This is a genomic window from Actinocrispum wychmicini, from assembly GCF_004345645.1.
In the GTDB taxonomy this organism is placed as follows: Bacteria; Actinomycetota; Actinomycetes; order Mycobacteriales; family Pseudonocardiaceae; genus Kibdelosporangium; species Kibdelosporangium wychmicini.
In genome coordinates this window covers 334661-359677 of sequence record NZ_SLWS01000011.1, presented here as the reverse complement: position 1 = coordinate 359677, position 25017 = coordinate 334661, and the positions used below count along the sequence as shown (strand labels likewise).

At 68.6% G+C, this 25017-nt stretch carries 21 protein-coding genes; 8 read left to right on the top strand and 13 right to left on the bottom strand.

What is annotated here, in order from left to right; translation table 11 throughout:
- Positions 1–4: 4 nt before the first annotated feature.
- The 5 genes from EV192_RS41080 to EV192_RS41060 all read right to left on the bottom strand — a co-directional run bounded on the left by EV192_RS41080 (position 5) and on the right by EV192_RS41060 (position 7527).
- The gene (locus EV192_RS41080) at positions 5–592 is read right to left on the bottom strand and encodes a DUF7711 family protein (protein WP_132124135.1); all 588 of its coding nucleotides are present in this window, start codon (positions 590–592) and stop codon (positions 5–7) included.
- Positions 593–620: 28 nt separating this feature from the next.
- Complete coding sequence (locus EV192_RS41075; RefSeq protein WP_207926596.1) at positions 621–2987, bottom strand: SEC-C metal-binding domain-containing protein; 2367 nt, start codon at positions 2985–2987, stop codon at positions 621–623.
- 90 nt (positions 2988–3077) lie between these two features.
- Entirely contained in the window at positions 3078–4259 is a 1182-nt protein-coding gene (locus tag EV192_RS41070) for an alpha/beta hydrolase family protein (RefSeq protein ID WP_132124134.1), read from the bottom strand.
- A 17-nt stretch (positions 4260–4276) separates the two neighbouring features.
- Entirely contained in the window at positions 4277–6787 is a 2511-nt protein-coding gene (locus EV192_RS41065) for an ABC transporter permease (RefSeq protein ID WP_132124133.1), read from the bottom strand.
- Positions 6781–7527: an ABC transporter ATP-binding protein gene (locus EV192_RS41060; RefSeq protein WP_132124132.1), complete on the bottom strand. Its 747-nt coding sequence runs from the start codon at positions 7525–7527 to the stop codon at positions 6781–6783. The genes EV192_RS41065 and EV192_RS41060 overlap by 7 nt, the downstream gene beginning before the upstream one ends.
- Before the next feature lie 121 nt (positions 7528–7648).
- Between EV192_RS41060 and EV192_RS41055 the strand changes: the two genes are divergently transcribed.
- Genes EV192_RS41055 through EV192_RS41035 form a run of 5 tightly spaced genes read left to right on the top strand, consistent with a single transcriptional unit; the run spans position 7649 to position 11273 of the window.
- Positions 7649–8848: a sensor histidine kinase gene (locus EV192_RS41055; protein WP_132124131.1), complete on the top strand. Its 1200-nt coding sequence runs from the start codon at positions 7649–7651 to the stop codon at positions 8846–8848.
- On the top strand, positions 8845–9498 hold the full coding sequence (locus EV192_RS41050) for a response regulator transcription factor (protein ID WP_132124130.1): 654 nt from the start codon (positions 8845–8847) through the stop codon (positions 9496–9498). The genes EV192_RS41055 and EV192_RS41050 overlap by 4 nt, the downstream gene beginning before the upstream one ends.
- Before the next feature lie 21 nt (positions 9499–9519).
- Positions 9520–10107, top strand: coding sequence for a GrpB family protein (locus tag EV192_RS41045; protein WP_132124129.1), 588 nt, complete (start codon positions 9520–9522; stop codon positions 10105–10107).
- Positions 10108–10143: 36 nt separating this feature from the next.
- Complete coding sequence (locus tag EV192_RS41040; RefSeq protein ID WP_243727389.1) at positions 10144–10431, top strand: RNA polymerase sigma factor; 288 nt, start codon at positions 10144–10146, stop codon at positions 10429–10431.
- Positions 10428–11273 (top strand): hypothetical protein, encoded by an 846-nt coding sequence (locus EV192_RS41035; protein ID WP_132124128.1) that lies wholly within the window; start codon positions 10428–10430, stop codon positions 11271–11273. Before EV192_RS41040 ends, EV192_RS41035 begins: the two co-directional genes overlap by 4 nt.
- Here EV192_RS41035 and EV192_RS41030 read toward each other — a convergent pair.
- The 4 genes from EV192_RS41030 to EV192_RS41015 all read right to left on the bottom strand — a co-directional run bounded on the left by EV192_RS41030 (position 11270) and on the right by EV192_RS41015 (position 16022).
- The gene (locus EV192_RS41030) at positions 11270–12226 is read right to left on the bottom strand and encodes a PD40 domain-containing protein (RefSeq protein ID WP_132124127.1); all 957 of its coding nucleotides are present in this window, start codon (positions 12224–12226) and stop codon (positions 11270–11272) included. The genes EV192_RS41035 and EV192_RS41030 overlap by 4 nt on opposite strands.
- Positions 12223–13440 (bottom strand): MFS transporter, encoded by a 1218-nt coding sequence (locus tag EV192_RS41025; RefSeq protein ID WP_132124126.1) that lies wholly within the window; start codon positions 13438–13440, stop codon positions 12223–12225. The genes EV192_RS41030 and EV192_RS41025 overlap by 4 nt, the downstream gene beginning before the upstream one ends.
- Positions 13441–13453: 13 nt before the next feature.
- Complete coding sequence (locus tag EV192_RS41020; protein WP_243727388.1) at positions 13454–15058, bottom strand: discoidin domain-containing protein; 1605 nt, start codon at positions 15056–15058, stop codon at positions 13454–13456.
- Between the two features lie 130 nt (positions 15059–15188).
- Positions 15189–16022, bottom strand: a complete 834-nt coding sequence (locus tag EV192_RS41015) for an isocitrate lyase/PEP mutase family protein (protein ID WP_132124125.1) — start codon at positions 16020–16022, stop codon at positions 15189–15191.
- A gap of 73 nt (positions 16023–16095) precedes the next feature.
- Here EV192_RS41015 and EV192_RS41010 point away from each other — a divergent pair, with 73 nt between their 5' ends.
- Positions 16096–16995 (top strand): LysR family transcriptional regulator, encoded by a 900-nt coding sequence (locus tag EV192_RS41010; protein ID WP_165960891.1) that lies wholly within the window; start codon positions 16096–16098, stop codon positions 16993–16995.
- Here the strand turns inward: EV192_RS41010 and EV192_RS41005 are convergent.
- Genes EV192_RS41005 through EV192_RS40995 form a run of 3 tightly spaced genes read right to left on the bottom strand, consistent with a single transcriptional unit; the run spans position 16986 to position 21767 of the window.
- A complete protein-coding gene (locus EV192_RS41005; RefSeq protein WP_132124123.1) occupies positions 16986–17990 on the bottom strand; it encodes a serine hydrolase domain-containing protein in 1005 nt (334 codons plus the stop codon). The two genes, EV192_RS41010 and EV192_RS41005, sit on opposite strands and share 10 nt — an antisense overlap.
- A gap of 12 nt (positions 17991–18002) precedes the next feature.
- Positions 18003–20759 (bottom strand): glycosyl hydrolase 2 galactose-binding domain-containing protein, encoded by a 2757-nt coding sequence (locus tag EV192_RS41000; RefSeq protein WP_132124122.1) that lies wholly within the window; start codon positions 20757–20759, stop codon positions 18003–18005.
- Positions 20760–20813: 54 nt separating this feature from the next.
- Positions 20814–21767: an amidohydrolase family protein gene (locus tag EV192_RS40995; protein ID WP_132124121.1), complete on the bottom strand. Its 954-nt coding sequence runs from the start codon at positions 21765–21767 to the stop codon at positions 20814–20816.
- Between the two features lie 72 nt (positions 21768–21839).
- On the opposite strand from EV192_RS40995, the gene EV192_RS40990 reads away from it, so the two are divergent.
- Together EV192_RS40990 and EV192_RS40985 are read left to right on the top strand one after the other, a co-directional pair.
- Positions 21840–22319 carry a MarR family winged helix-turn-helix transcriptional regulator gene (locus EV192_RS40990; protein WP_132124120.1) on the top strand — a complete coding sequence of 160 codons (480 nt, stop codon included), beginning with the start codon at positions 21840–21842 and terminating at the stop codon, positions 22317–22319.
- Between the two features lie 42 nt (positions 22320–22361).
- Positions 22362–22739, top strand: coding sequence for a glyoxalase superfamily protein (locus EV192_RS40985; protein ID WP_132124119.1), 378 nt, complete (start codon positions 22362–22364; stop codon positions 22737–22739).
- A 7-nt stretch (positions 22740–22746) separates the two neighbouring features.
- Here EV192_RS40985 and EV192_RS40980 read toward each other — a convergent pair whose 3' ends face one another.
- Entirely contained in the window at positions 22747–24939 is a 2193-nt protein-coding gene (locus tag EV192_RS40980) for a terpene synthase family protein (RefSeq protein WP_132124118.1), read from the bottom strand.
- Positions 24940–25017: the final 78 nt, after the last annotated feature.

The window sequence follows — 25017 nt, the reverse complement described above, 5'->3', positions numbered from 1 at the left end:
GGCGTCAAGGTTTCAGAGCGTCCAGGATGTCGAGATATCCGTCCGCGGCACGCCAGAGCGCGTCGGAAACCGGGGTCATTTTGCCTGGTTTCCAGCGTTGGTCGTCGTAGGTGCGAGTGTGGTCACGCAGGGAGTGGAGGCTGATGATCAGCTCGTCTTCGAGGCGTTTACGCATTTCTTCGGGGCTCGGTGGGGGCAGGCGGACTTCGCTGCCTTGGCCGTCGCGGATCGCGGTGAGTGCCGGTTCGGCTGTGCCGTCCTTGGCGGTCCAGATCAGGGCAGGGCGGTCGATGTGATGGTTCCAGACGGGTGCGTTCGCTGACCGCCACAGTCCGCTGATCGGGTTCTGCTTCATCCGGGTCGCGTTCGCCCAGTGTTCGGCCCCGACTGGCTCGCTCAGCCAGGGCACTTCAGATATGTCGACCACCACGGCGACTTTCACCCGCTGGAGCTCCCGCGGCTCGCCGAGAATGTCGCCGAACGCCCACAGGCCGACCACTCGCAGCCCACCGAACGTCGCCGGCAATGCCGCTCGCTCCGCGCATTTCTGCGCCAGGTCCGCCAGATGACGCACCGCACTTGCCCATTTCACGCCGCCACAGTACGCGTGCGGCCTGGCGCTAACGCAGGTCGAGTGCCCTGCGGAGGCGGTCCGGGTTCATGGCTCCCGGGGTGTCGGGGTCGTCGGGGAACGAGTCGAGGAGGCGGATCAGGTCGCCGCGGCGGGTCGGGTCGGCGGCTGCCTCGCGCGGTGTGTGGCCGGCCAGCGCCGGAATGGGCTCGTCGAGCCACTTCCGCTCGTAGTCACGGATGAACTGGTCGAGTGCGGCGGCGACGTCGCGGGGAGGGCTGGACGGGCTTGTGGGGGCGGAAGTGGTTGCCTCCCAAGGAGGTTGGCGGTCCTCGTGCACGATGGTGAGCGTCTTGTCGAGTGCGCGGAGCGTGTTCAGCACGCTATCGGCATGGGCTTCGCTGTTGGTGCGCACAGTCAGTTCGACCAACGGTTCCGCTGGAGCGAAGCGTCGTGACAGGGAGGAGACCAGGCTGACCGGATCGGGCTCGGCGTCCAGCAACGCGATGAGCTCGTCACGCTCCTTCAGCTCGATGGGTTCGATGCCACCGAAGATCTGCATGGTGGCACCGGCTGGCACCACGCGCGCGCAGATCAGGGCACCCTCCTTCAGTTGTTGGTCCTGGACATCGTGAACGTCGCCGGTCCGCAGGTCGCGCACTGTGCAGCCCGCGCCGCGGCGGACCTGCTCGACCTCGTACACCGACCGGTCGACGAGCATCCACTGATCCGCCAGGAGCCTCTCGTCCTCAGGGAGCAATGCGCCTCGTATCCGCACGAACTCGGCGAACACACCGCCTTCGAACAGGACCGCGTCGGTGACCAGCGGGTCCTCGTCCATCAGGTCGAGCAGGTCGAACCGGTCGCCGGAATGCTGCGACCGCGCGGCGGCCACGTCCAGCAACTCGCCGCCCCACGGCCCGTCCACCAGGAATGTGGCCGCTTTCTCGTACAGCCACATCGCCCGCTCTTCCAGCGGGGACTGTTCGCGGTTCAGGTGGCACTTCTTGTACTTGCGACCGGATCCGCACCAGCACGGGTCGTTGCGGCCGACGTCCTGCCGTGGCTCGACCTGGAATCGTTCGAGCAGCTGGACCAGGACGTCCTCCGGCTGGGCTCCGGCGCGGCGCAGCAGCGCGAGCCCGCGGGCCGCGTCACCGCGATCGCTGGCATAGCGGGCGAGGTCGACCAGCGCCAACGGCCACTCCGGGTCCAACTCCTCCGCTGCCTGGTAGTGGGCCTCGGCCTGCGCCACGTCACCGAGCCGCTCGTGTGCCTTGCCACGCAACCACCGCAATGCCGGGCGGGCGGCGCGCGGCGCGAGCGGCTCCAGCGACTCGACGAACAGCCCTAGTGCCGCGGCTCCCTCGCTGCTGGCATCGATCGTCTCGGCGAGGATCGCGTCGGCGACGGCGGGCTCGGCCAGCACCGGCAGGACAGCGCGGACCGCGGCGGCGGTTTCGTTGTCAGGGTTGGAATCCGCGCTCAGGCCGCTGATGAACTCGGCCAGCGCGGCGTCATTGCCGTCCTCGGCGTCTTCGTGCAGTTCCGCGACTTGCTCGTACAACACGACGATGGCGAGGACCGCGAGAGCCTCGTCGTCATCGAGATCGTTCCGCTGCGCGATCGCCGCCTGCCGATCGTTCACGCGCCACCGTTCGAGTTCGAACCCGCTGGGGGCCAGCATCTCGCCGTCGTACGCCAGCCCGTAGCCGTCCAGCACGTCCCCCAACGGAGGCAGCGGCTCGGCGAACAACCCGGGATCGTCCGCGCACGCGGTCCAGACCACCATGTCCAACGACAGCGGCTCGCCGGCTCCGGCGTCCAGCACCGCGCTCAGCCGTTCGCCCACACCGGTCGCCCGCGCCAGCATCGCCGCCTCGTCCGGGACGACCTCCAGCGTCACCCCGTCGCCCGTGATCCCCAGCGCGATCACGTCACCCTCGGCCAGTCCCTTCCCCGCGAGACAGCCGGGTGGCAGGAGGAACGCGCCGAGCTCACCCACCCCCTCCAGCGGGATGCCGCGCTCGACCAGCAGGTCGATGTCGAGCGGCACGAACGCCACGACCACCGGCGAACCGTCGGGCGACAACCTCTGGTACTCGGCACGCTCGACCAACGTGCTGACCGCGTCCAGATCCGGCCCGGCGTCGAGGAAGTCATGCTCGACCTCCAGTCCCGTCAACCGATGCGTGAACATCCGGCCGGTCAGCAGAGCCGGCAACGACGCCCACCGTTCGTCGACGAGCAGAGTCACCAGACCGTCCGCGTCGTCCAGTACGTCCGTCAGCATGTCGTCGACGTCGTCCCCCAATACGACGCCACGCTGGGCCAGGAGGGCGACGAGCCGCTCCTCGGTCATCGGCCCGTGCTCGGCCAGCACACCGGCGACCAGGTCGACAAGGTCAGAGGTCACAGAACGGGAAGAGTCGGCCACGGCCGACCACGGTACCTTCTGCCACCGGACGGGTAGCCGCCGGCGGGACGTCCACTGAGACGGCCGCGCTCACCGTGCCCGGAACAGGACTTCCGGGTAGGCCGGGACGGGGCCGTCGAGCAGGTGTCCGCGGCGGCGGAAGTGCAGGTCGTAGAACGCGAGTGGGTATGCGCGTTGGACGGCCATGGCGCGGTGCGGTTCTATCGTGCCGACTTGTCCCTCAAGTTCTTGCTGGGGCATGTTGAGCAGGCCGGCCAGGCGCCGGTACAGGATCTCGAGGTCGCCGTAGGAGTAGTGCGCCGATTCGCGCATTGTCAGGGCCAGGCGCCAGGCGCGGAGATGGGAGAAGAACTCCCGCAACGCCGGATCGTTGTTCATCCCGCCCTTGCCCGGGGTGTCCATGACCAGGTAGGGACGGTCCAGTCCGGCCGCGGCGACGGCACCGATTGCTGAGCCGTCCAGGCTGACACCGGCTTTGACCCGCTGGTCGGCGTACATTGTGGACGCTGTGGTGGCGCCGCCGAGTGAATGGCCGAACATGCCGACGCGGCCGAGGTCGAAGGCGCCATGGAGGCCGGCGGGCAGGGGGTGCTGGTGGACGTCGGGGTTGCCGCCCCGGTCCAGGTCGGCGATCCGGTCGAGCACGAACCGGAAGTCGGCGACGCGGATGTCCACCGCCTTGGCGAACACCGGCCGGTCGCCCTCCGGGACCTGACTCGTCACGACCCTGCCGTCGGGGAACTCGACCATCAGGGCCTCGTAGGTGTGGTCGACGGTGACGACCAGATATCCGTTGCTCGCCAGGTCTTCCACCACGGCGGTGTTGAAGACCCGGGAGGCGTTGAAGCCGGGCGAGTACAGCACGACCGGCAGACGCCCGGTGCGAGCGACCGGGACACCTTCCGCGGCGTGCGTGTCCGGCAGTGTCACCTGGGTGCTGTTCAGTCTGACACCGGCCAGGAACGTCGTCGCGGCGCCGGGCGTCAGCCAGGGCACGGCTCGGCACGGGCCATGGACCGCTGGGTACCAGATGCTGATCATGAGTTCCCGGGTGGGAACCGAGGACACCCAGGGTGCCGGCCGCGACCGGTCCTCCAGGTGCAGCGACACGGTTCCCACTGGGTGCGGGCCGGTGGGTCGCGGCAGTGTGACGCGGAGGGGACGCGTGGCGGCCGAAGCGGTTGGGGTTCCGAGCGTTCCAGCGACCGCCATGAGCGCGGCGCCGGTCAACACTGTTCGTCGAGAGGGCATGATTTTGACTCCTTGGGCTATGCGGTGGCGATCGCGGTAACGGGGTCCATGCGCGCCGCGCGGCGGGCAGGTGCGATGGCGGCGACGAGACCAGCGACGACGCCCGCGAGGACGATCGCGCCGACGACGAGCCAGGGAACTGCGAGAATCTCCATGCCACGGGACGACATCGCCTGCTGGGCACCCACTCCCCAGCCGAGGCCCAGCAGCAGGCCGAGGGCCGTCCCGGTGAGCGCGATGACAGTCGACTCGATCCCGATCATGTGGGTGACCTGGCGACGGGTCAGGCCGACCGCGCGCAGCATGCCGATCTCACGGAACCGTTCCAGGACGGACAACGCGAGCGTGTTGATCACACCAAGGATCGCGATGAGCACCGCGAGGCCGAGCATCGCGTACACCAGCATCAGGACCGTTGTCGCCTGAGTCTGTGCGAACTCCTTGTACGCGGCCTGATCGCGGACACTCGCCTGTGGGAACCCGGCCAGTGCCTTGGTGAGCGCGGCGCCGACGGCGGTCTTGTCCTTGCCAGGCGCGGCGTTCACCATGATCAACGCGTCCTGCGCGGCTGGCGCGATCCGGGTCAGCAGTTCCATGGTGACGAACGGGGCGTCACTCCGGCCGAGGGACATGCCCGGCGGGTCGGGCGCCCTGATCGCTCCCACTTGGACGGTCGCGCTGCCGGCCGGTCCACGCAGGTCGATCCGGTCGCCCACGGCCAACCCGAAGTCCTGGGCGTAGGACTGGCTGAGCACGATCTTTCCGCTCGCCAAACTGTCCGTCGGCGACCCGGAGACGTAGTTCTGGCGGAACACCGCGGGGAAGTCCGGGTCGACACCCTGCACCCAGCCGCCCTTCGTCAACCGGCTCCCGCCGACGATGTCCACCCGGCTCTCGCGCTGCCGCACGACTTGGCCGACACCCGGCACCGTCCGAACCGCCGCGGCCACGTCACCGGTGAGCGGCGGCTGTCCCTTGCCGGATCGCACGATGGTGAAATCCGCGCCGAGGGTACGGTCGATCCGGTCCGCCATCGACGAGCTCATCGACGCGGACACCACGGACAGTGCCGCGGCCACCGCGACTCCGATCATCAGCGCGGCAGCGGTCGCGGCTGTCCGTCGGGTACTGCGCAGTGTGTTGCGGGTGCCAAGTCTGCCGACGGCCCCGAACAGCCGGACGGCCACCGCACCGAGCACGGGCAGCGCGACCCGGACCAGCACTGGCCCAAGAACCACCAGGCCGATCAGGGATGCCGCGACACCGAAGACGAGCGCGCCGGCCGACCGGGTTGCCAGCGCCGCCACCCCGAGCACCACCAGCGCCCCGCCGACCAAGGTCCGCGGGCGTGACCGGGGATCCGCCGGGAGGTCGGCCACACGCAGCGCCGCGATCGGCGTGGTCCGACCCGCCCGACGTGCGGGGAGCAGCGCCGACGCGACCGTCACGATCGTGCCGACCAGGTACGACACGATCGGCGCCAGCGGTGTGACCTCAAGAGCGACGCTCGACAGGTCGAGCCCGAACCCGGCCGCGGCGCCACGCAACGCCGCCGCGGCACCGATCCCGAGCGCGAGACCGACGGTGCTCCCGACAAGACCGAGGACGAACGCCTCGGTGACGACGGCGCGCCGCACCTGCCGACCGGTCGCCCCGACCGCTCGCAGCAGGCCCAACTCCCTGGTCCGCGCCGCGATGAGCATCGAGAACGTGTTGAAGATCAGGAACGTGCCGACCAGGACCGCGATCCCCGCGAACCCGAGCATCACGTACGTGACCAGGTCGACGCTGTCGTCGACACCGGACTCGGCGACGATCTGGGTCTTCGTCAGCACGTCGAACGAGCTACCGAGGGCCGACCGAATCCGTTGCCGCAGCACTTCCTCGGACACACCGGAGGCGGCGTACGCCTTGATGGCCGTGACACCGTCGGGAACGCCCAGCAGTCGCGTCGCCGCGGTGCGGTCGTCAAGGAAGACCAGGTTCTTCCCGGGGTTGGGGGTGGTGTACTCGGCAAGCCCGACCACGGTGCCGTCGAACCCGCCTGGGGTGGCGGCGACGCGCACCTGGTCGCCGATCCGGACCCCCGAGTTGGCGGCGGAGTCCTTGTCGATCATCACCTCGCCGTCCCCGGCCGGCGCACGACCGGCCGCGAGCCGCACCGGCGCCCGGCCGGTCGTCTGCCAGTTCCCGGCTTCCGTCGGCGCGTTCTTGACCACCGTGACGGCTTGGTTCCGGCGGTCCAGGACGCTGACATCGGAAACGTCGATCTCGGCGAACACCGCGTCGACACCGTCGACCCGGCGTACGCGTTCGGCCTGCGCGGCGGTCAAGGTCTCCGTTTCGCTGGACGGCCGTACCGTCACGTCCGCGGCGCCGGCTTCGGCGGCCGCGCGTGTCACGGTCATGATCGTGTCGCGCAGGACCAGAGTGCCCGCCACAAAGGCGACTGACAGCGCTATCGCCAGCAGAGACAGAAGGAGCCGGACCTTGGTGCCGGCGAGATTGCGGAGACTCACCTTCAGCATGGCGTCCCCGCCCGGTCAAGGCGCTTCAGGACGTCGTGCACCAGGCCAGGTGTCGGGTCGGCGATCTCGTGCACGATCCGCCCGTCGGCCAGCATGAGCACCCGGTCCGCGTAGGACGCGGCCACAGGGTCGTGCGTCACCATGACGATGGTCTGGTCGAGCGTGTCGACGCCGCGTCGCAGCAGGCGCAGGATGTCCGTACCCGATCTGGAGTCCAGGTTCCCGGTGGGTTCGTCCGCGAAGATGATCGCGGGACGGGTCGCCAGCGCCCGTGCGCAGGCCACCCGTTGCCGCTGCCCGCCGGACAGCTCCGCCGGCCGGTGGGCGAGCCGGTCGGCCAGGCCGACCGTGGTGATCACCTCGTCGACCCACGACCGGTCCACGGCCGCCCCGGCGATGTCCAGCGGCAGCGTGATGTTCTCCAGCACGGACAGCGTCGGCACGAGGTTGAACGCCTGGAACACGAACCCGACGCGCTCCCGGCGCAGCAGCGTGAGCTTGTCGTCGGGCAGGCCGGTGATCTCGGTGTCCCCGATCCACGCCTGCCCGCTGGTGGGGGTGTCCAGTCCGGCGAGACAGTGCATCAGGGTGGACTTGCCCGACCCGGACGGGCCCATGATCGCCGTGAACGTGCCTGTCGCGATCCGGATGGCGACCGAGTCCAGCGCGACGACCTGTGTTACGCCCTCGCCGTACGTCTTGGACAGGTTGCTCGCGCTGGCGGCTGTCGACGTCTTCATGGCGTTGAACGGTGCCGCGAACGCCTCGCTGTCCGCGTCGGGCCATGGCGCCCACTTGCCGGCCGGAATGTCGGTCCACAGACCGACGTGCGGGCGACGTGCGGTGATCTATCGTCCGAGCGTGGATGAGCATCCGCGGGCCCCGTTCACCCACCGGCTGACGTTCGCCCATCTGGTGGCGGTGGACGTCGTGTTCGCGGTCCTGGTCGGCCTCAACGGATGGGCGGCGCCCGACCAGCTCAAGCGGCACGACCTGGCCGTCGAGCTGTTCGTGGTGCTGCTGGTCGGAGTGTGTTCGGCCGTCGCGATCCGGCGGTGGCGGCCCATGGTGGCGCTCGCACTGACGCTGATCGGGTACGTGGCGTTCGCCGCGGCCGATTTCACCAAGGCGCCGGAGTTGCCGATCGTGTTGGTGCTGTACGTCGTCGCGCTGGTCGAGCCGATGCGGGTCGCGCTTGCCGGGTTGGCCGCCGCGATCGTGATGACCATAGCCGGCCTGGTCGTGGCCAACGTCGTCGCGGCCGGTGTGTGGTTCGGTTCGTGGGACGACTGGAGTCTGCTGACGGCGAGCAGGGTCAGTCCATTGCTGGCGGGCTGGGCGGTGGGGCTGGCGGTCCGGCGGCACCGCGGCTACCAGGAATCACAGCGGGAACAGGCGGACAGGCAGGCCCAGCACCGGGTCGACCAGGCACACCGGACGGTCGCGGAAGAACGGTTGCGGATCGCGAGGGAGCTGCATGACGTGGTCGCCCACAGCATGAGCGTGATCGCCGTCCAGGCCGGGATGGGCAGTCACGTGATCGCCTCCCAGCCCGATGCGGCCGCCAAGGCGCTGGCCGCGATCGAGACGACCAGCCGAGCGACACTGCGTGAGATGCGTGCCCTGCTCGGAGTACTGCGCGACGACACGCCGGACTCCGATGAGCTTCCGCCGACGCCTGGTCTCGCGGACCTGCCCCGCATGGTCGCCCGGACCGAGCGGGCCGGGCTGCGGGTCGAGTTCAGCGTGCGGGGCAACGCCCGCGAACTGCCGCCTGGCGTGGACCTGGCGGCGTACCGGATCATCCAGGAGGCGTTGACCAACGTGGTGAAACACGCTCGCACCGACCGCGGCCGGGTACTCGTGCACTACGGCGAGAACGACGTACGGATCGAGGTGACCGACGACGGCGCCGGTCCGACCGGCAGCACCGACACCGGCCACGGCCTGATCGGCATGCGTGAACGGACCGCGCTCTACGGCGGCGAGTTCAGCGCCGGTCCGCTGCCGCTCGGCGGGTTCCGGGTCGCGGCCCGGCTGCCGACCGAGGTCCCGGGATGACCGTCAAGGTCGTCGTCGCCGATGACCAGGCGCTGGTCCGGGGCGGTTTTCGGATCCTGGTCGACTCGGCACCGGACCTCACGGTCGTCGGCGAGGCAGGCGACGGCGCCGAAGCGGTGGACGTGATCCGCCGCGAACGTCCCGACGTCGCGCTGATGGACATCAGGATGCCTGTACTCGACGGGATCGAAGCCACCCGGCGGCTGCTCACCGGCACCGCCGACCTCAAGATCATCATCCTGACCACGTTCGACCTCGACAAGTACGTCTTCGCCGCCCTGCGCGCGGGCGCCAGCGGGTTCCTGCTCAAGGACACCCCACCCGCGGACCTGCTGACCGCCATCAGGGTCGTCGCGGCGGGCGACGCCCTGCTGTCGCCCACGGTCACCAGGCGGCTCATCGAGGAGTTCACCCGGCGGCCCGAACCCGTCATCCAGCGTCTTGACGGGATCACCGCCCGGGAACGCGAAGTCCTCCAATTGGTCGGCCGTGGACTCACCAACGCCGAGATCACCGCCGCCCTGCACCTGTCGATGTCGACGGTGAAAACCCACGTCAGCCGCCTGCTGGCGAAACTCCACGCCAGGGACCGCACCCAACTGGTGATCGCCGCCTACGAGTCCGGCCTAATGACGGCGCGAGCCGACTGAGACGCTGCTACGTTGCGACGGGTGCCCACCAACGAGGAGATCACCCGACACCACGACGCCGACCCGAACGAGAATCCCTGGGTCAACGGGCCGCCTCCGCCCGAGGCGGTCGTGATCGTCCCGTACGACCCGCAGTGGCCCGCCCGCTACGAGGCTTTCGCGGCGCAGATCCGCGCGGCGCTCGGTGACGCGGTCCTCGGCATCGAGCACGTCGGGTCCACGTCCGTCGAGGGGCTCGCGGCGAAGGACGTCATCGACATCGACCTCACCGTGCCCGACCCCCGGGACGAGGACCTGTACGTTCCTCCGCTCGAGCGCCTCGGCTACCGCCTGACGATCCGGGAGCCGTCGTTCCACCAGCACCGGTGCTTCCGGCTCGCCGAGCCTCGGGTCAACCTGCACGTGTTCGGCCCGGACTGTGCGGAGACCATACGGCACCGTATGTTCCGCGACTGGTTGCGCACTCACGATGACGATCGGGCGCTCTACCAGGAGGCGAAACAGGCGGCGGTGCCCGGCGGTGGGACCGTGATGGACTACAACGGACGCAAGCAGCAGACGATCCGCGACATCTATGACCGGCTGTTCCGGGCCGCGGGGATGCGCTGAGACAACACTCTCCCGGTTGCCGGACAAGTACGGGGTATGACGACTGACATGGCCGACGACGTGGCCGCCAGGGTCGACGACCAACGGCGGATGGCGACCTTGCTGGCGGCGGTGAACCGGTTGCCGCGCAACGAACGTGTGGCGCTGGCGATGTGCGTGTGGTCCGAAGTGTCCTATTCGGACGCCGCAGCGGTGCTGGGCATCACCGAGGGCAGCGTACGAGCCAGGGTGAGCAAGGCCAAGGCCCGGCTCACGAAGCTGCTCGACGGTGCCCCCGCCGAACGCCAGGTCGTCCCGCTGACCACGCAACCGGAGGACCGATGAACACGACCTTGCCCACCCCCCGTGACCTGCCGCCGCACCGGCAGGCCGAGATCCGGGCCGACCTGCTGCGGGCCGCCGCCGGCGAACAACGACGCACCCGGTACGCGCCGATCATCACCGGTGTCGCCGCGCTCGGCGCACTCGCCGTGATCGCGGTCGTGCTGCTCGTGCCTACCAAGCGGGACACCACTCCGGCCACTCCATCGCTGAGCAGTACCACCGCGTCAACGCCGTTGCTCAGCGGCACTCCGTCGATCACGCCGCAGCACGCGCCCGGCTCGCGGCCGGACCCGCTGATTCCCGGGCTGCCAGCGGAGCAGCGGGCCGCCATCGAGAAAGGCTGTGGGCATTCCGCGAGCCAGACCGGGCCGGTCCGGCTCTACAACTTCGTCACCGATTCCGCCGGGCAGTTCGCCCTGCTGTACGGCGACGTCGCGGCACTGACCTGCACACTCGGCGACGCAGACATGCCGTACAACTCCGGATTCAGCGCGTCGCCGTTCATGGACTGGCTGACGGGGCCGTTGTCCGTGGACGTCCAGAGTTCCTCGGTCATCGCGGGGCGGGTCGACGCCCAGGTCGCGAAGGTCACGTACACCAACGACAACAAGACTGTCGACGCGGTGCTGGCGAACCGGACATTTGTCGTGCGGAGCACACGGCAGCTTCCCGGCGCTGGGACACTGCAGGCGTACGACGCCAATGGACGACTGCTGAGCACAACATCGCTCAACGCTCAAACAGGCGAATGCTATACGACCCCCGACGGCGTCCTCATCGATCCGGGCGGCCGGGATGCACCAGATCCCATGGCCTGCAAGACCGCGACACCGTGGCGCTAGGTGACCGCGGGAGAAGCGGCGTTCCGGACCAGCAGGCGCGGGCTACCGGTGCCGTCGGCCGGGACAGCCCAGACCGCGCTGTCGAGTCCATAGAGGATGGTTGAGTCGTCCTGCCAGAGGGCCTGGTCGTCGACGCTGCGGGACTCCGTGAGTTCGGTTTCCCGCAGTGTCGCCAGGTCGAGAACGGCAAGGCGCCAGACCCCGTCCGCGACTTTCTTCTTGAACGCGATCCTTGTGCCGTCGGGGGACAAGGAGGGGCATTCGACGTTGTCGCGGATCGCCTTTCCGCGGTAGTGCGGGTAGTCTGCTTCGATCAGGTACGTCTTTCCCTTGCTGCCAAGGGATGCGTAGAAGCGGTTGCCGTCCGCGAACGTGATTCCCCAGTAGTTGACGTCCGAGGCGAAGTAGCGGCGGTCGTCGACGAACACCGCCAACTCCTCGATCGTCTTGACCAGGCGCCCGGTGTCGACCTCGAACAGCCCGGCCCTGGTGGAGAACCCCGTTGCGGCATAGGAGTCCCCGGTCACGAACAGGGTCCACGCGACGAGCTTGCCGTCCGGGGACACCCGGGCCCGGCTCGGCACCCCCGGCAGGGTCTCCCGGTGGCGGACGGCCAGGTTCCCGTCGAGAATCAGGATGTCCGTCACCGGTGGGAGCACGCCGGGCTGTGCGATCAGGCACACCGCAGTCTGTTGGGCCACCGTCTGCCGCGCCACGGCGAACCGATCGCACCTCACGCCGCTCACCCGGCGCGCCCCACCCGGATCGGTCAGTGACACAGCCGCGACCTGACCGGAGTCGGTGTCCCGGAACAACAGCTGACCTGATGTCAGCGCCAGTCGTTCGGCGGCCGGCGCCGCCATCGTGACATCCTGACGCTCTTTTACAATGTAAAACAACGCGGCGCCGATCAGCACCAACGACCCGGCCAAGGCGACGAAGACGCGTCTCATGGCCGCGCCATGGCGGCGGCGAGAACAGTGACGACGAGCACGCCGGCGGACACCAACACCGCGGGACGCAGATCCCAGAGCGTCCAGGCCAGTCCGAAGAGGACGGACGAGAACATCCTCGCGACCGACTGTCCGGTTTGGACCACAGCGAGTCCGGTCGCGCGCACGCCGGCCGGGACCAACGGGCCGGCCGCGGCCATCAACACCCCGTCGGTGGCCGCGTAGAACACCCCGTGCAGGCCGAGCGCCAGCACCGCGAGCCACAGCCCGGCCACCGGGCCGCCTAGCAGGACCAGCGCCACGGCGAGCGCGGCGTGTCCGCCGAGGAACACCGGCCACCTGCCCACCCGGTCGGCCAACCGGCCGAGCGGGACGGCCAGCAGCAGGTAGATCCCGGCCGTACCGAGCGGCAGGAGCGGGAAGAACGTCGCCGCGACGTCCCAACGGCGTTGCAGCACCAAGTACACGAACGAGTCGCCGACGGTCACCAGCCCCAGCAGCGCCGCCCACAGCGTCACTCTGCGAAATCCACTGTCCCGCAACAGGTTAACGGCTGTTCGCAACGATACCGTGGCCCGGTCCACGGCTCCTGGCCTGTCCCGCACGAACAGCACCAGGATGAGCACAGCGACCGCCGCGATACAGAAACTGGTGAAGAACACCGACGGGTAGCTGCCCAGGCTCAACGCCAACACCGCCATCGCGGCCAACGGACCGAGGAACGCGCCGACAGTATCCAACGCGCGGTGCACGCCGAACGACCTGCCGAGTGCGGCCGGCTCGCTGCTGAGCGAGATCAACGCGTCGCGCGGCCCGGTGCGCAGGCCTTTGCCTGTTCGGTCGACAGCCAGCACGACACCGATGGCGGCGACCGACGAACCCGCCGCCATCAGGCCAAGCTTGCACATCGCGGACAAGCCGTAGCCGAACCCGGCGACCGCTTTGAGCCGCCGCCACCGGTCCGCGAGATGCGCGCCGAACACGCGCACCAGAGCGGTGGCGCCCGCGTAGAGCCCATCCAACAGCCCGAACTGCAACGGGTTCAGGCCAAGGACGAGCACCAGGTACAACGGGAGCACAGCGGTGACCATCTCCGACGAGATGTCGGTGACCAGGCTGACCATGCCGAGCGCCACGACATTGGCCGGCACCCGGCGCGGCGCCGGTCCACGTTCGATGGACGGGGTCGAGCTACGGCTTGCCGCGATGTACATGCGTGCCCCTCCCTCAGTGGCAGGTGTACGTCGGGCTGCTGTCCAGGACCGACCCGTCCAGGCCGATCAGCTGCGACGAGAACGTCGTGTCGGTCATCGACAGCTTGAGCACGCCGAACGTCCGCAGCAGTTTCGCTGTCGTGGGGTGCGCCGCGTGGATGTCGTACAGCGGGGCGCCGCCGGTGCCGCCCACGATCGCGACCGGGCCGTTCGGGTCGGCCTTGCCGTCGACGTTCTGCGGCACGAACCGTTCGTAGTCGTGGTCATGGCCGTTGAGCACGAGGTCGGCCTTGTTGTCGACCAGGACCTGCCACAGCGCGACAGCGTCCGGGTTGTCGCCGTGGTCGCCGGAACTGAACCGCGGGTGGTGGTAGTAGGCGGCGACGCAGCCCTTGGTGTTCTTCGCGAGATCCTGCTTCAGCCAGGCCACCTGCGGCGGATCGGCGAGGGCGGTGAGATCGTCGTGCACGAAGTCGTTGGAGTCCAGCACGATGAAGTGCCAGTTGCCCTGTTCCCAGCTGTAGTAGTTCTTGCCCTGCGGGGTGGCGATCGCGCCGAAGTAGTCGTGGTAGCCCTGGTACGGCGTGTCGTCGTAGGTCTCGTGGTTGCCGGGCGCCGGGTGGGTGATGCTCTTGAACTTGCCCCACGTCTTGTCGTAGTAGTTCTGGAAGTCCGAGAGGTGCGCGTCGTCGTACTGGTTGTCGCCCATGGTGATCACGGCCGTCGGATGCATGGCTTCGACGAGTTTCGCCGTCTTCGGGTGGACGCAGTTCGGGTCGCTCGCGGTGCACCGGTCGGCGATGTCCCCCGCCGCGGCCAGGACGAAAGCGCCCGTGCCACCAGGTTTCGTCCGCGCGGTGACCGCGCTGCTGAGCGACGAGGTGTTTCCGGCGCCGTCGCGGGCTCGGACTGTGTACGCGTAGCTCTTGTCCGAGGCGAGGCCCGTGTCGTTGTAGGACGTGGTCGCGCTGGTGGCGACCTGCTGGCCATCGCGCAGGACGTCGTAGCCGGTTACGCCGACGTTGTCGGTCGACGGCGACCAGGTCAGCGCGACGCTGTTCGTGGTGATCGCGCCGGTGGTGAGCCCGGTCGGGGTGGTCGGCGGCTGGGTGTCCCCGGTCGAGTCCGTGCTGCCGAAGGCCTGGATCTCCCAGAAGGAGTAGCCGTACTTCGTGGCGCGCGTGGTACCCACGAACCGGAGGTATCGGCCGTGCGCGTTGAGACCAGTCAGGTCGTCGGTCTTGCCGTCACCGTTGTCGACGGTGGTGACCGTGCTGAAGTGGACGCCGTCGTCGGAGATCTCCAGCCGGTACTTCTTGGCGTAGGCGGCCTCCCAGTCCAGCTTCACCCGGTGCACTGTGGACGGCTCGCCGAGGTCGACACGCAACCACTGCGGGTCGGCGCTGACGGCGCTGGCCCAGCGGGTCTTGGCGTTGCCGTCCACGGCCTTGTCGCCGTTGAGCGAGGAACTCTCCACGGTGGACGTGGCCACCGGCTTCCCCTGGGACAGCAGGACGTCGGCCGCGGCCGCGGGAATCGCGACAGCCGACGACAGGAGGAGACCGGCAGCGGTGACGGTCACGAGCGTGAGCAGGCTGCGGCGGTGGGGTGGGTGCACGTCGCGCTCCTTCGGGCCGGGGCGGCTCGGGTGTTCGTGAACGGCGGCTAAACAGTTAGGAAACTTTCCTAACTAAACCCCACTGTATCGGCACGGTCGTCCGGCAGGCAAGGGTTGAACGATCCAGAGGTTACCGCGCGAAGATCTTCCCCAGCTCGGCGTGCGGGATGGCGTCGGCGGCGAAGCCGAAGGTGCCGTGGTCGCGCATCTCGGTCGCGGCGGCGACGAAACTGCCCAGTGCCGCGCGGGACAGCGCGCTGCCCACACTCACCCGCCGCACACCGAGCTCTTCCAGCTCCTTCAGCGGGATGGGTTCGCCGACCAGACCCATGACCACGTTCACCGGCCGGTCGACCGCGGCGACGACTTCGCGGATCTGCTCCTTGGTCGTCAGTCCCGGGGCGTAGAGGCAGTCGGCGCCGGCTTCCTGGTAGGCCCGCAGCCGGCCGATCGTGTCGGCCAGGTCGGGCTTGCCGATCAGGAAGTTCTCGCAACGAGCGGTGAGGGTGAACCGGAAGGGCAGGGCACGCGCCGCCTCAGCGGCCACCCGGATCCGCTCGGCCGCGAACTCCTTTTCGTACCGCTCGCCGGCCGGCCGGTCACCTCGGCCGTAGCTCCGGTCCTCGATCGAGCCACCCACGATGCCGGTCTCCGCCGCGGCGAGGATGAACTCTGCCACGGCGTCCGGGTCGTCCCCGAAGCCGTCCTCCAAGTCGGCGCTCACGGGCAGGTCCGTGGCGGCGGCGATCGACCCGACGTACGCCAGCATCTCGTCCCGGGTGCTCGCGCCGTCCGGCCGGCCGAGCGAGAACGCCAGACCGGCGCCAGTGGTGGCGATGGCCTCGAAACCCACGTGGGCCAGCAGCCGGGCGGTCCCGGCGTCCCACGGGTTCGGGATGATGAACGCGCGCTCCCGCGCGTGCAGTGCGGCGAACTGGTCGGCTTTGTCCTGCTGTGTGGTCACCAGGCGAACCTAATAACTCGCCTGTCCATGTGTCCAATGCATAGGATTGATGCTCCTCATACAGGAGTTGCATATGGACGAGGAGCAGCTGCGTACGTTCGTCGCGATCAAGCAGAGCGGCACGATCACCGGCGCCACCGCCGCAGTGCATCGAACCCAACCCGCGGTCAGCCGACGCCTCGCGCAGCTTGAGACGGACGTCGGCGCGTCCCTGTTCGACCGCACCACGGACGGGATGCGCCTGAGCGCGGCCGGACACGCCTTCCTCCCTTTCGCGGAGGCCGCGCTGGCCGCGATCGAGGACGGCCGACGCGCCGTACGCGGCCTGCACGCCGAGGACCGCGGTCCGCTCCGAGTCGCCATCGTCGGCACCCTCGCCGGCAGTTGGCTGACCGCAGCCCTACGCGACTTCGCGAGCGCGCACCCAGCAGTCGACCTGCTGCTGGAAACCGCCAACAGCCTCGAAGTCCTCGAACTCGTCCGCCGAGGCGACGCGACATTCGGAATCGGCTACGCCCACGCCACCGATCCCACACTCGCCAGCGAAGTGCTGTTCCACGAACAGCTCGTGGTGGCCTGCGCCCCAGACCACCCCCGCGCCGACACTCACGGCATCACCCTCGACGACCTGCGCGACGAACGATGGCTGGCGTTCCCCGACCGCCCACCCAGATCCGAAGCCTCCGCCCACTACATCGGCGGCCATCTCGCGGCCGCCCGAATCCCTCGGACCGCACTGCGGGCCGTGGATAGCCTGACCGCCCAGAAACGCCTCGTCGAAGCCGGTTTCGGCATCGCGCTGATGCCGTTGAGCAGCATCGCCGAAGAACTGGCCACCGGCGCCATCGCCACCATCCCAGCCAGCCACCTGACCTCAGAAGTGACCATCACCGTGCGCAGACACGCCTACCTCACCCACGCCGCCCGAACCCTGCACACCGAACTGACCCGCGCGGCAAGTAGTCAGCCGTAGGTGGCCAGGACCGCGTCGCTCACCTCGGTCTGGTGCGGGGAGCCTTCGAAGCCGCCGTCCCGCTTGTTGGTGAGGTACGCGAAGGCCAGGCCGCGGTCCGGGTCCGCCCAGCCGAGGCAGCAGTTGGACCCGTTGTGGCCGAAGGTGTTCGGGCTGCTGGCGCGGCCCATCGGGCGGGGATTCGCCGATGCCGGGTCGCCGAGCTGGAATCCTTGGGACCAGCGGATCGGCACGCGGAGGAGGTTGTCGGTCTCACCGTCGCTGGACGGATGGCGGGCTTGGGCGATGGTGGCCGGTGCTAGGACGCGAACGCCGTCGAGTTCGCCGCCGGCCACGAGCATCTGGTAGAAGCGGGCCAGGTCGCGGGCTGTGGTGGAGATGGTGGCCGCGGGGATGACGGCCTGGCGGAACAGGCGGGTGTTGAACACCATTCGGCGGACGATGTCGGCGCGGATCGGGATGTGCTGTGGCCACAACGCTTTGGGGGTGCCGAGGTGGGTGTTCGTCAGGTTCAGGGGTTCGAGGAGCTCGGCGCGCAGCACGTCCCGCAGTGGTTTCCCGGTGACCCGCTGGACGAGTTCGCCGAGGATGAAGCCGTAGCTGATCACGTGGTACGCGGGGACCTTTGTGGACGGTCGCGCGGTTTCCAGTGCCCGCACGGACATCCGCCAGCTGGGGGCCATCAGGGCGTCCTGGGCCAGGCCGCGCGCCACATGCAGACCCGAACGGTGTTGCAGCACCTGACGGATCGTGATCGTTTCCTTGCCGCGCCGGCCGAACTCCGGCCAGTGCCGGGCAACCGGGTCGGCCAGGGACACCTGCCCGCGCTCGGCGAGCAGGTGCACCAGCATCGCGACGAACGGTTTGCCCGCCGAGAAGATCAGGAACGGGGTGTCCGGCCCACATCCGACCGACGAGTCGAGCACCACCTGTCCCTCGCGCATCACACAGATCTGCGCGCGGGCGTCGCGGGCGCGGATGAGATCAAGGACCACAGCCGCAAGGTATCAGTCCCCCGACAGTGCCTGCTGGCCCACGTTCCAGCCGGACAGCGTCACCACCGGCCGTGCTCCCTTCAGCGCGGATCCGTGGTAGCGAGCCGTGATCGTCTGGCTTTCGCCTGGCCACAGGGTGAGGTCGTTCTGGCTCCACAGGATCGGCAGCACCTGGTTGTCACCGGGCAGTGGGCGGCCGTTCGCGCCCCGGCGCACGTCCGCGCGGAGCATGAAGCCGACCGTCGGCCGGTCGGAGACGTTGCGGACGGTGACCGTGGTGACCAGGTCGTCGCCGTCGCGCTGGGTGTGCGCGGCGGTCTGGATCCGGGCCGGGGCCAGGCTCTGCAGGCCGGTCAGGTCCGCGTAGCCACCTGGCACGAACTCCGCGCCGCTGCCCTCGCCGATCGTCCTGGCGTAGTCGACCTGGTCGGCCTTGGTGGACAGCCAGTAGACGTTCCGGCTGACCTCGTGACCGCCCTGGCTGAGGGTGAGTTTCAGGAAGTACGTTGACGAGATGCCCGCCGGCACGGCCGGCCGCAGCACGGTCTGTACGTCCTGAGTGGACAGCGTGGGCACGGCGACCTGCTGGCTGCCGCGGACGGTCCCGTTGACGTCGACGAACTGCACCGAGGCTCGCAGATCGGACTGGCGCTGGTTGGTCAGGTTCGTCACCTTGATCGAACCGTCGTCGTACGCGTACATGATGTGCACGGGTTCGTTCGCCTGCTTGGCGCCGAAGAACACGCCTGGCTGGTCGAGGTCGTATCCGTACAGCTCCCACTGCAGCGACGGCCACGCCTTGTTCATCTGCCAGTAGATGAGCCCGGTGCTCGGGTTGACCGGGTCCTTGGCGTGCCCGAGGTACGCCTCGAACTGCGCCCGGGTGACCTCGTAGCCGCCGGCCTGCGCGATCCGTTGGTAGGACGCCATGTCCGTCCAGTGGCCGTACCGGTTCCACAGTGGAGTGTTGTACCGGCCCAGCCGGGCGATCGCGGTGTAGTCGTTGTACCCGCTGGTGTGGAAGATGTTCGGCCCGGTGCCCTTGCCGTTGGTTGAGGTGACGTCCCAGATCTGGTTCTGGTCGGCCGGGGTGAGGAACCGGTTCAGCGAGTCGACGGTCGGGATGGTGTTGCCAGGGCTGGATTCGGTGTCGTAGCCGAACGCGCCGCCCGCGTTGGTGAAGTCGCCGCCCTCGTTCATCACCGGGCCGTTGTTCCACCAGTAGTTCGGCGGGGCGTAGTTGTACGGGCCTTCCTTCGCGCCGGACGGGCCGAGCTGCGCGGACGACTTGTACTCGGCGGACGACACCTGCGGGGTCGACCAGTTGGCGGCCTTGAACTCGGCCAGGAAGATGGCTTCCTTGGCCGGGTCGGGCTCGTTGTCGCTGCCCTGGTAGAACGTGAACACGCTCGGGTGGTCACGCAGCCACTGGGCGACGTTCCGCGCCTGGTTCGCGGCGCTGGCCTTGATGTCGTCGCTCCACCGCGACGACGGCTGCTCCCACTTGTTGCAGCACTGCCAGCCGGGCATGGCCAGCACGCCCATCCGGTCCATCTGCCGGAACATGTCGTCCGGCGGCAGGTTGCCCTCGAACCGGATGCTGTTGAGGCCCATGTTCTTGATGTAGCTGAGCTGGTCGTGGATGTTCTGCGCGGAGTACCGCAGGAACATGTCCTGCGACCAGCCGCCGCCGCGGACCACGAACGGGACGCCGTTGATCGAGTACTGCCGGTATCCGCTCTGGCCGTGCGTCTGGCCAGGCGTGACGGGTGTCAGCGTGGACGTCACGGTGCGGATCGCGAAGTCCTCCGACTGCTGGTCACCGGCCGCGCGCACGTCCAGGTGGTACATGGGCTGGTCACCCATCTGGTACGGCCACCAGACCGCGGGGTGCCGCAGTTTCGTCGGTGCGAGCGACACGGTCTTCGTCGCGTTGGCCGGCACGGTGACGCGCTGATGGACGTCGATGAAGGTGCCTTGCCGCGTGATTGTGCCGTTGACGTCCACGGTCTGCGGGGTGCCGGTGTTGTTGCGGACATCGGCCTTGACCGTCAGTTCGGAGCTGCTCAGGTCGGAAGCGTTGTTCTGCAGCACATGCGCGTTGCGGACCGAGACGGCCCCGTCCTGCCGCAGCTGCGGGGCGAACTGCAGGCCGGTCCAGTTGTCCGGCGCCTTCGGGTTCCAGTCGACCATGTCCACGGAGAGCTGCCCGGACTTCTCCGTGGTGTCGTTGCGGAACACGTCGAGCGCGATCGCGTTCGACCCGTCCTTCAGCAGTGGCGTGATGTCGTACTCCAGCCGGGAGTACGCGCCCTGCAACTGGGCCTGGTCGGCGACCTTGGTGCCGTTGACCCACAGGTTGGCCCGGCCCAGCACCCCGTTCATCACCAGGAACTGGTGCTGGCCGGGGCGCGGCCGCAGCCACAGGTCGTCCCGGTACCACCAGTTGACCTTGAACTGGTCGGCCGGCACCTTCGACAGGTTGTTCGACTGGAAGATGTCCGGGAAACGGCCGTTCTCCAGCAGCCCGGCCATCAGCGTCTCCGGTTGCGAGATCGGGAGCCAGCCGGCGGTCGGATACCCGGGCTGGGAGACCACCGCTCCGGAGTCGGTGGCCACGGCAGACGACTGGATGCGCCACCCGTGCACCAGGTCACCCGACCGGCCGCCGCCGAAGTCCTCCTCGGCGGCGCCGGCCGAACCGGCCAGCAGCGCGGCTCCAGTGACCACCGCGGTGAAGAAAGCCAGGTATCTACGCGACGGTGACATCACAACGCTCCGTCCAGCCGGCGAGGAGAATAGATAAGAAACCTTACTAATAGATCACGCCGGGTCAATAGGTCCGGACAACCCCAGTACGTCCGCGGCGGTGCCGTCCAGGACGGCGGTGACGTCTTTGTCCGTAAGGCCGGCCTGCCGCACGTACGTCACCGCCTCCTGGAACGCTTCGCCTGTCTGGTAAGGGAAGTCGGTGCCCAGGACGAGCCGGTCCGCGCCGAAGGAGTCGGCCGCGGCACGCAGGGCGGGCGTGTGGGCGTGGGCGACGGTGTCGAACCACAGCCGGCGGGCGGCCAGGCTCGGCCGTTCCGGGGTGTTCGGCGCTTCCCAGGTGTACTGCCGGTCCATCCGCGTGAGCAGCATGGGCAGCGCGCCGCCGAGATGGCCGCCGATGATCTTCATGTTCGGGAACCTGCTCGGGATTCCGGCCAGGATCAGGCGCGTGATCGCCACGGTGTCCTCGATCGGCGCACCCGCCGACCAGGTCATGGTCGAGTCGATCAGCGGCGACGCGGCGCCGACGCCGGCCGGGTGGACGAACAGAGCGGCGCCACGGCGGTCGAGCTCGGCATAGACCGGCAGGAACTCCGGCGCGTCCACGGGACGTCCGAGCACCGACGTGGTGATCGCCGCGCCGAGCATGCCCAGGTCGTCCAGGCCACGGCCAAGCTCCACGAGCGCGGCATCGGTATGCGGCAACGGCAACGACACGAACGCTCGGAACCTGTCGGGATGACGTCGTACGGTCTCGGCGTACTCGTCGTTGACTCGCTGTGCGGCTTCGACCGCGTGCGCCTCGTTGTCGAAGTGCGGCGACGCTGGAGCCGTCGAAAGCACCTGCAGGTCGATGCCCGCCCGGTCCATCAACGCGAACCGGGCGTCCAGCCCCTCCGGACCGGCGCCGAGGCCGCGGTGCACGGCGGTGGTCGTGTTGCCGAACCGCTCCAGCAGGTCCAGGTACACCTCGCTCCACAAGTGGGCGTGCACGTCGATACGCATGTCAAGCTCCTCTCCGGCCAAGTAGCTAACACAACATTAGATAGCTAGTTAGATATTCCGTACACTCGACCGGTGACCGATTTCGACGAGCAGGAGTTCGAGGCGTTCGTCGCCGCGACGCACGACCTGTTCACGGCGATGCGCCGCAACCGCGGCCGGCTCGCCCGGACCGAGTCGAACCTGTCGTTGTCCCAGCTCGGCCTGCTGGACGCGGTCGCGACCCACGGGCCGATGCTGGTCGGCCAGATCGCCGGGCACGCGGGCGTGTCCGGCCCGAGCGCCACCCGGATGCTCAAACAGCTCGAACAGAACGGGGTCGTCGTCCGGCAGCGGTCCACCCAGGACGAACGCAAAGTGCTCGTCGACCTCACCGACCAAGGCCGTGACCTGGTCGAACGCCAGCGCAACGCGTTACGGGCCGGGCAACGCGCGCACTTCGCGGCGCTCAGCCCGGAGCAGCGCGCGAACTTCGTCGACGTGCTACAGCAGATGGCCACGATGATCGGTCAGTGGAGCGAGTTTCTGATTGAGGACGGAACCTGGCCGGAATAGCTCATAGAGTTTGCCTCAACCGCGAAAGAGAGAAGGCCAGTCATGGAGATGAAGCTCGAGCTCGTGTACGTGCCGGTGTCGGACGTGGACCGCGCGAAGGCGTTCTACGTCGACAAGGTCGGGTTCAACGACGACGTGGACGTGGCGGTCAGCGAGGAGATCCGGTTCGTCCAGCTCACCCCGCCCGGCTCGGCGTGCTCGATCGCACTCGGCACCGGCCTGACCGACAGCGAACCGGGTTCCGTCCAGGGTCTGCAGATGGTGATCGCCGACGCCGACGCCGCGCACAAGGAGCTTCTCGGGCGCGGCGTGGACGTCAGCGATGTCGACGAGCAGCCGTGGGGCAGGTTCGTGCGGTTCAGCGACCCGGACGGCAACACCTGGTCGCTGCAGCAGATCCCGCCCGGGCACCAGCGTTAGGCGACGGTCAACGACTGGCCAGCGGCAGCCAGGCCGCCGAGGTGCCGAGGCCGGTCGGCAGCAGCGAAGCCGTCGGGAACCGGCTGCGCCGCAGCTCGGCCTCGGCGTACCGGTTGGTGCGGCGGTGCCACGCCAGGATGCCGGACATCCAGTCCTTGAAGTTGTGGGCGTACCAGGTCAGCGCGTCCCGGGCGGCGTCGTCCAGGTCGAACTCGTCGAACAGGACGGGCAGGTCGTTGGCGAGGATGTGTTCGTACTGGCGCATCCTGGCCTTCATCAGGTCGGCGGTGACGTCCCGGGCCTGCCAGCGGTCCACGTTCAGGAACTTCTCGATGACCAGGACGATGTTGTGGACGTCGCCGTCGAACTCGATCTCCTTCTGGTACGAGAACAGGTCGTTGGTGAAGCACGCGTAGTCGTGCGCGGCCGTCTCCAGCTCGCGGACCACTCGATGCTGGAGGATCTCCTGGGGCATGGCTGCCCACCGCGTCAACCGGGCCAGGGCGGCGGTCATCTCCGAGCCGAAGGACTTCCGGCGCATCTCCACGTAGTCGATCGGGTCGGGAACGCGGTTCTGGGCAATATTCGCCAGCTCCCACAACCACGAGCCGGTCATGTCCGTGACCGTCGCCCGGAACTCGGCCCGCCCGGTCTCGCTCATCGACTCCACGGTCCGGCGCCACACGTCGGCCAGGCCGCGTTCGACCGCGTTCGCCGGCTCAGGCGTCTCCCCGAGGTCCAGGGGCATGAAGAGAACAAGCCGGTCGTTGGCGATCTTCGCGGCGGCCAGGTTCCTGCCGTAGACCGCCGGAAAGTAGTCGTCCGCGTAGGTGCCCCAGGTGAGCCACGCCGAACTCAGCTTGAGTTGATCGGCGTCGGCGTCCGCGTGGATCTTTGCCGCGCAGTACGCGAACTCGAAGCCGCGCAACCGGCGTTCGTCCCAGAGACCGCCGCCTTCCATGCCGGGCACGGAGTCGCAGAACCCCATCTCCCTGGCCCAGCCGACCACATACTCCGTGGCCTCCGCCAGGTGCGGGCTGGTGTGCACCGGGAACGGCATGTACAGCTCGGGCAACGGCAAGTGCCCCACCGGTTTGTACCGCGTATGCGAGTGCTGCGCGGCCCGGCGACGCAGGCCGAACCGTTCCACGAGACTCGCGGTGCCCAGCCCGGTCGGCCCGCTGAACGAGTCGGCGGTGCCCGGGACGACACCTTCGTTCATGTACCGGCTGGAGCGCGCGTGCCACTCGTGCCCGCCGGCCTGCCAGTCCTGCAAACCCTTGGCGTACGCGGCAACCCGCGCCTGTTCGTCCGGTTGCAACTGGTGCTCGACGACCACGGCGGGGACTTCGGTCAACGCGGTGTTCTCGAACTGCTGCACGCGGGATGTCAACAGGTCGTTGACCATCTCCGCGGCTTCCTGCGTGCCGATGCCGAAGAACTTCTCGAACACCAGCACCGCGTTGGCGTTCTCGCCCTCCTCGCGCACCTCCCGTTGGTACGAGAACAGGTCGTTGCGCAGGTGCACGGCGTCGGAGAACGTGTCCGCCAGGACCTTCAGCGGACGCGTGTGCGCCACCCGGTCCGGGATCTCCGCGTTCGCCGCGAACTCCACCAGGTTCGCCGACCACGGCGCCCCGCCGACCCGGCGGCGCATCTGGACGTACTCGATCGGGTTGGCGATCCGGCCGAGGGTGATGTTGGTCAGCTCCCACATCGACTCGATCATCAGGTTGTGGGTGCTGGTGACGAACCGCCGCCGCCAGCCCGCGGACATCGACGGGATCGTGCGGGCCCACAGGTCCGTCAGACCCAGCTCGGCCGGGTTGGTCGGCTCGGGCGGGTCGTCGCTCATGAACAGCTCGAGGTGGTCGAGATACTCCTTGCCGCCCTTCAGGTCCCGGGTGTGCTTGAAGTGGTCGAGGAAGTGGTCGTCGAAGAAGAAGACCCAGACGTACCAGTCGGTGATCGCGTCGAGCATCGGCCCGTCGCAGTCCGGGTGCGTGTACGCGCACAACAGCGCGTAGTCCATCCTCGCGAGCTGAGCTGGCGTCCACACCACCCCGCCGTCCGGCTTGGGCGTGTCGAGCATTCCCATGTCCTTGGCCCACGCCATGCTGTGCGCGCGGGTCCGCTCCAGGTGGGGATTGAGCCGGGCCGGATACGGCATGTAGAACTCGGGCAACGTGAATGCCTGCATGTTCCCCTCGCGAGTCGTCAGTGGCACCGCCGTGCAGACGGTGTCACTCTCGACCGCTTGGCGGTACAGCCAGCCGGG

Bases quoted from the DNA above. Each gene is read 5' to 3' on its own strand.
- EV192_RS41060 (WP_132124132.1), bottom strand. From the start codon at position 7,527: ATGAAGACGTCGACAGCCGCCAGCGCGAGCAACCTGTCCAAGACGTAC.
- EV192_RS41000 (WP_132124122.1), bottom strand. From the start codon at position 20,759: ATGTCACCGTCGCGTAGATACCTGGCTTTCTTCACCGCGGTGGTCACT.
- EV192_RS40980 (WP_132124118.1), bottom strand. From the start codon at position 24,939: ATGCAGGCATTCACGTTGCCCGAGTTCTACATGCCGTATCCGGCCCGG.
- EV192_RS41050 (WP_132124130.1), top strand. From the start codon at position 8,845: ATGACCGTCAAGGTCGTCGTCGCCGATGACCAGGCGCTGGTCCGGGGC.
- EV192_RS40995 (WP_132124121.1), bottom strand. From the start codon at position 21,767: ATGCGTATCGACGTGCACGCCCACTTGTGGAGCGAGGTGTACCTGGAC.
- EV192_RS41025 (WP_132124126.1), bottom strand. From the start codon at position 13,440: ATGTACATCGCGGCAAGCCGTAGCTCGACCCCGTCCATCGAACGTGGA.
- EV192_RS41035 (WP_132124128.1), top strand. From the start codon at position 10,428: ATGAACACGACCTTGCCCACCCCCCGTGACCTGCCGCCGCACCGGCAG.
- EV192_RS41065 (WP_132124133.1), bottom strand. From the start codon at position 6,787: ATGCTGAAGGTGAGTCTCCGCAATCTCGCCGGCACCAAGGTCCGGCTC.
- EV192_RS41040 (WP_243727389.1), top strand. From the start codon at position 10,144: ATGACGACTGACATGGCCGACGACGTGGCCGCCAGGGTCGACGACCAA.
- EV192_RS40985 (WP_132124119.1), top strand. From the start codon at position 22,362: ATGGAGATGAAGCTCGAGCTCGTGTACGTGCCGGTGTCGGACGTGGAC.
- EV192_RS41070 (WP_132124134.1), bottom strand. From the start codon at position 4,259: ATGCCCTCTCGACGAACAGTGTTGACCGGCGCCGCGCTCATGGCGGTC.
- EV192_RS41030 (WP_132124127.1), bottom strand. From the start codon at position 12,226: ATGAGACGCGTCTTCGTCGCCTTGGCCGGGTCGTTGGTGCTGATCGGC.
- EV192_RS41010 (WP_165960891.1), top strand. From the start codon at position 16,096: ATGGACGAGGAGCAGCTGCGTACGTTCGTCGCGATCAAGCAGAGCGGC.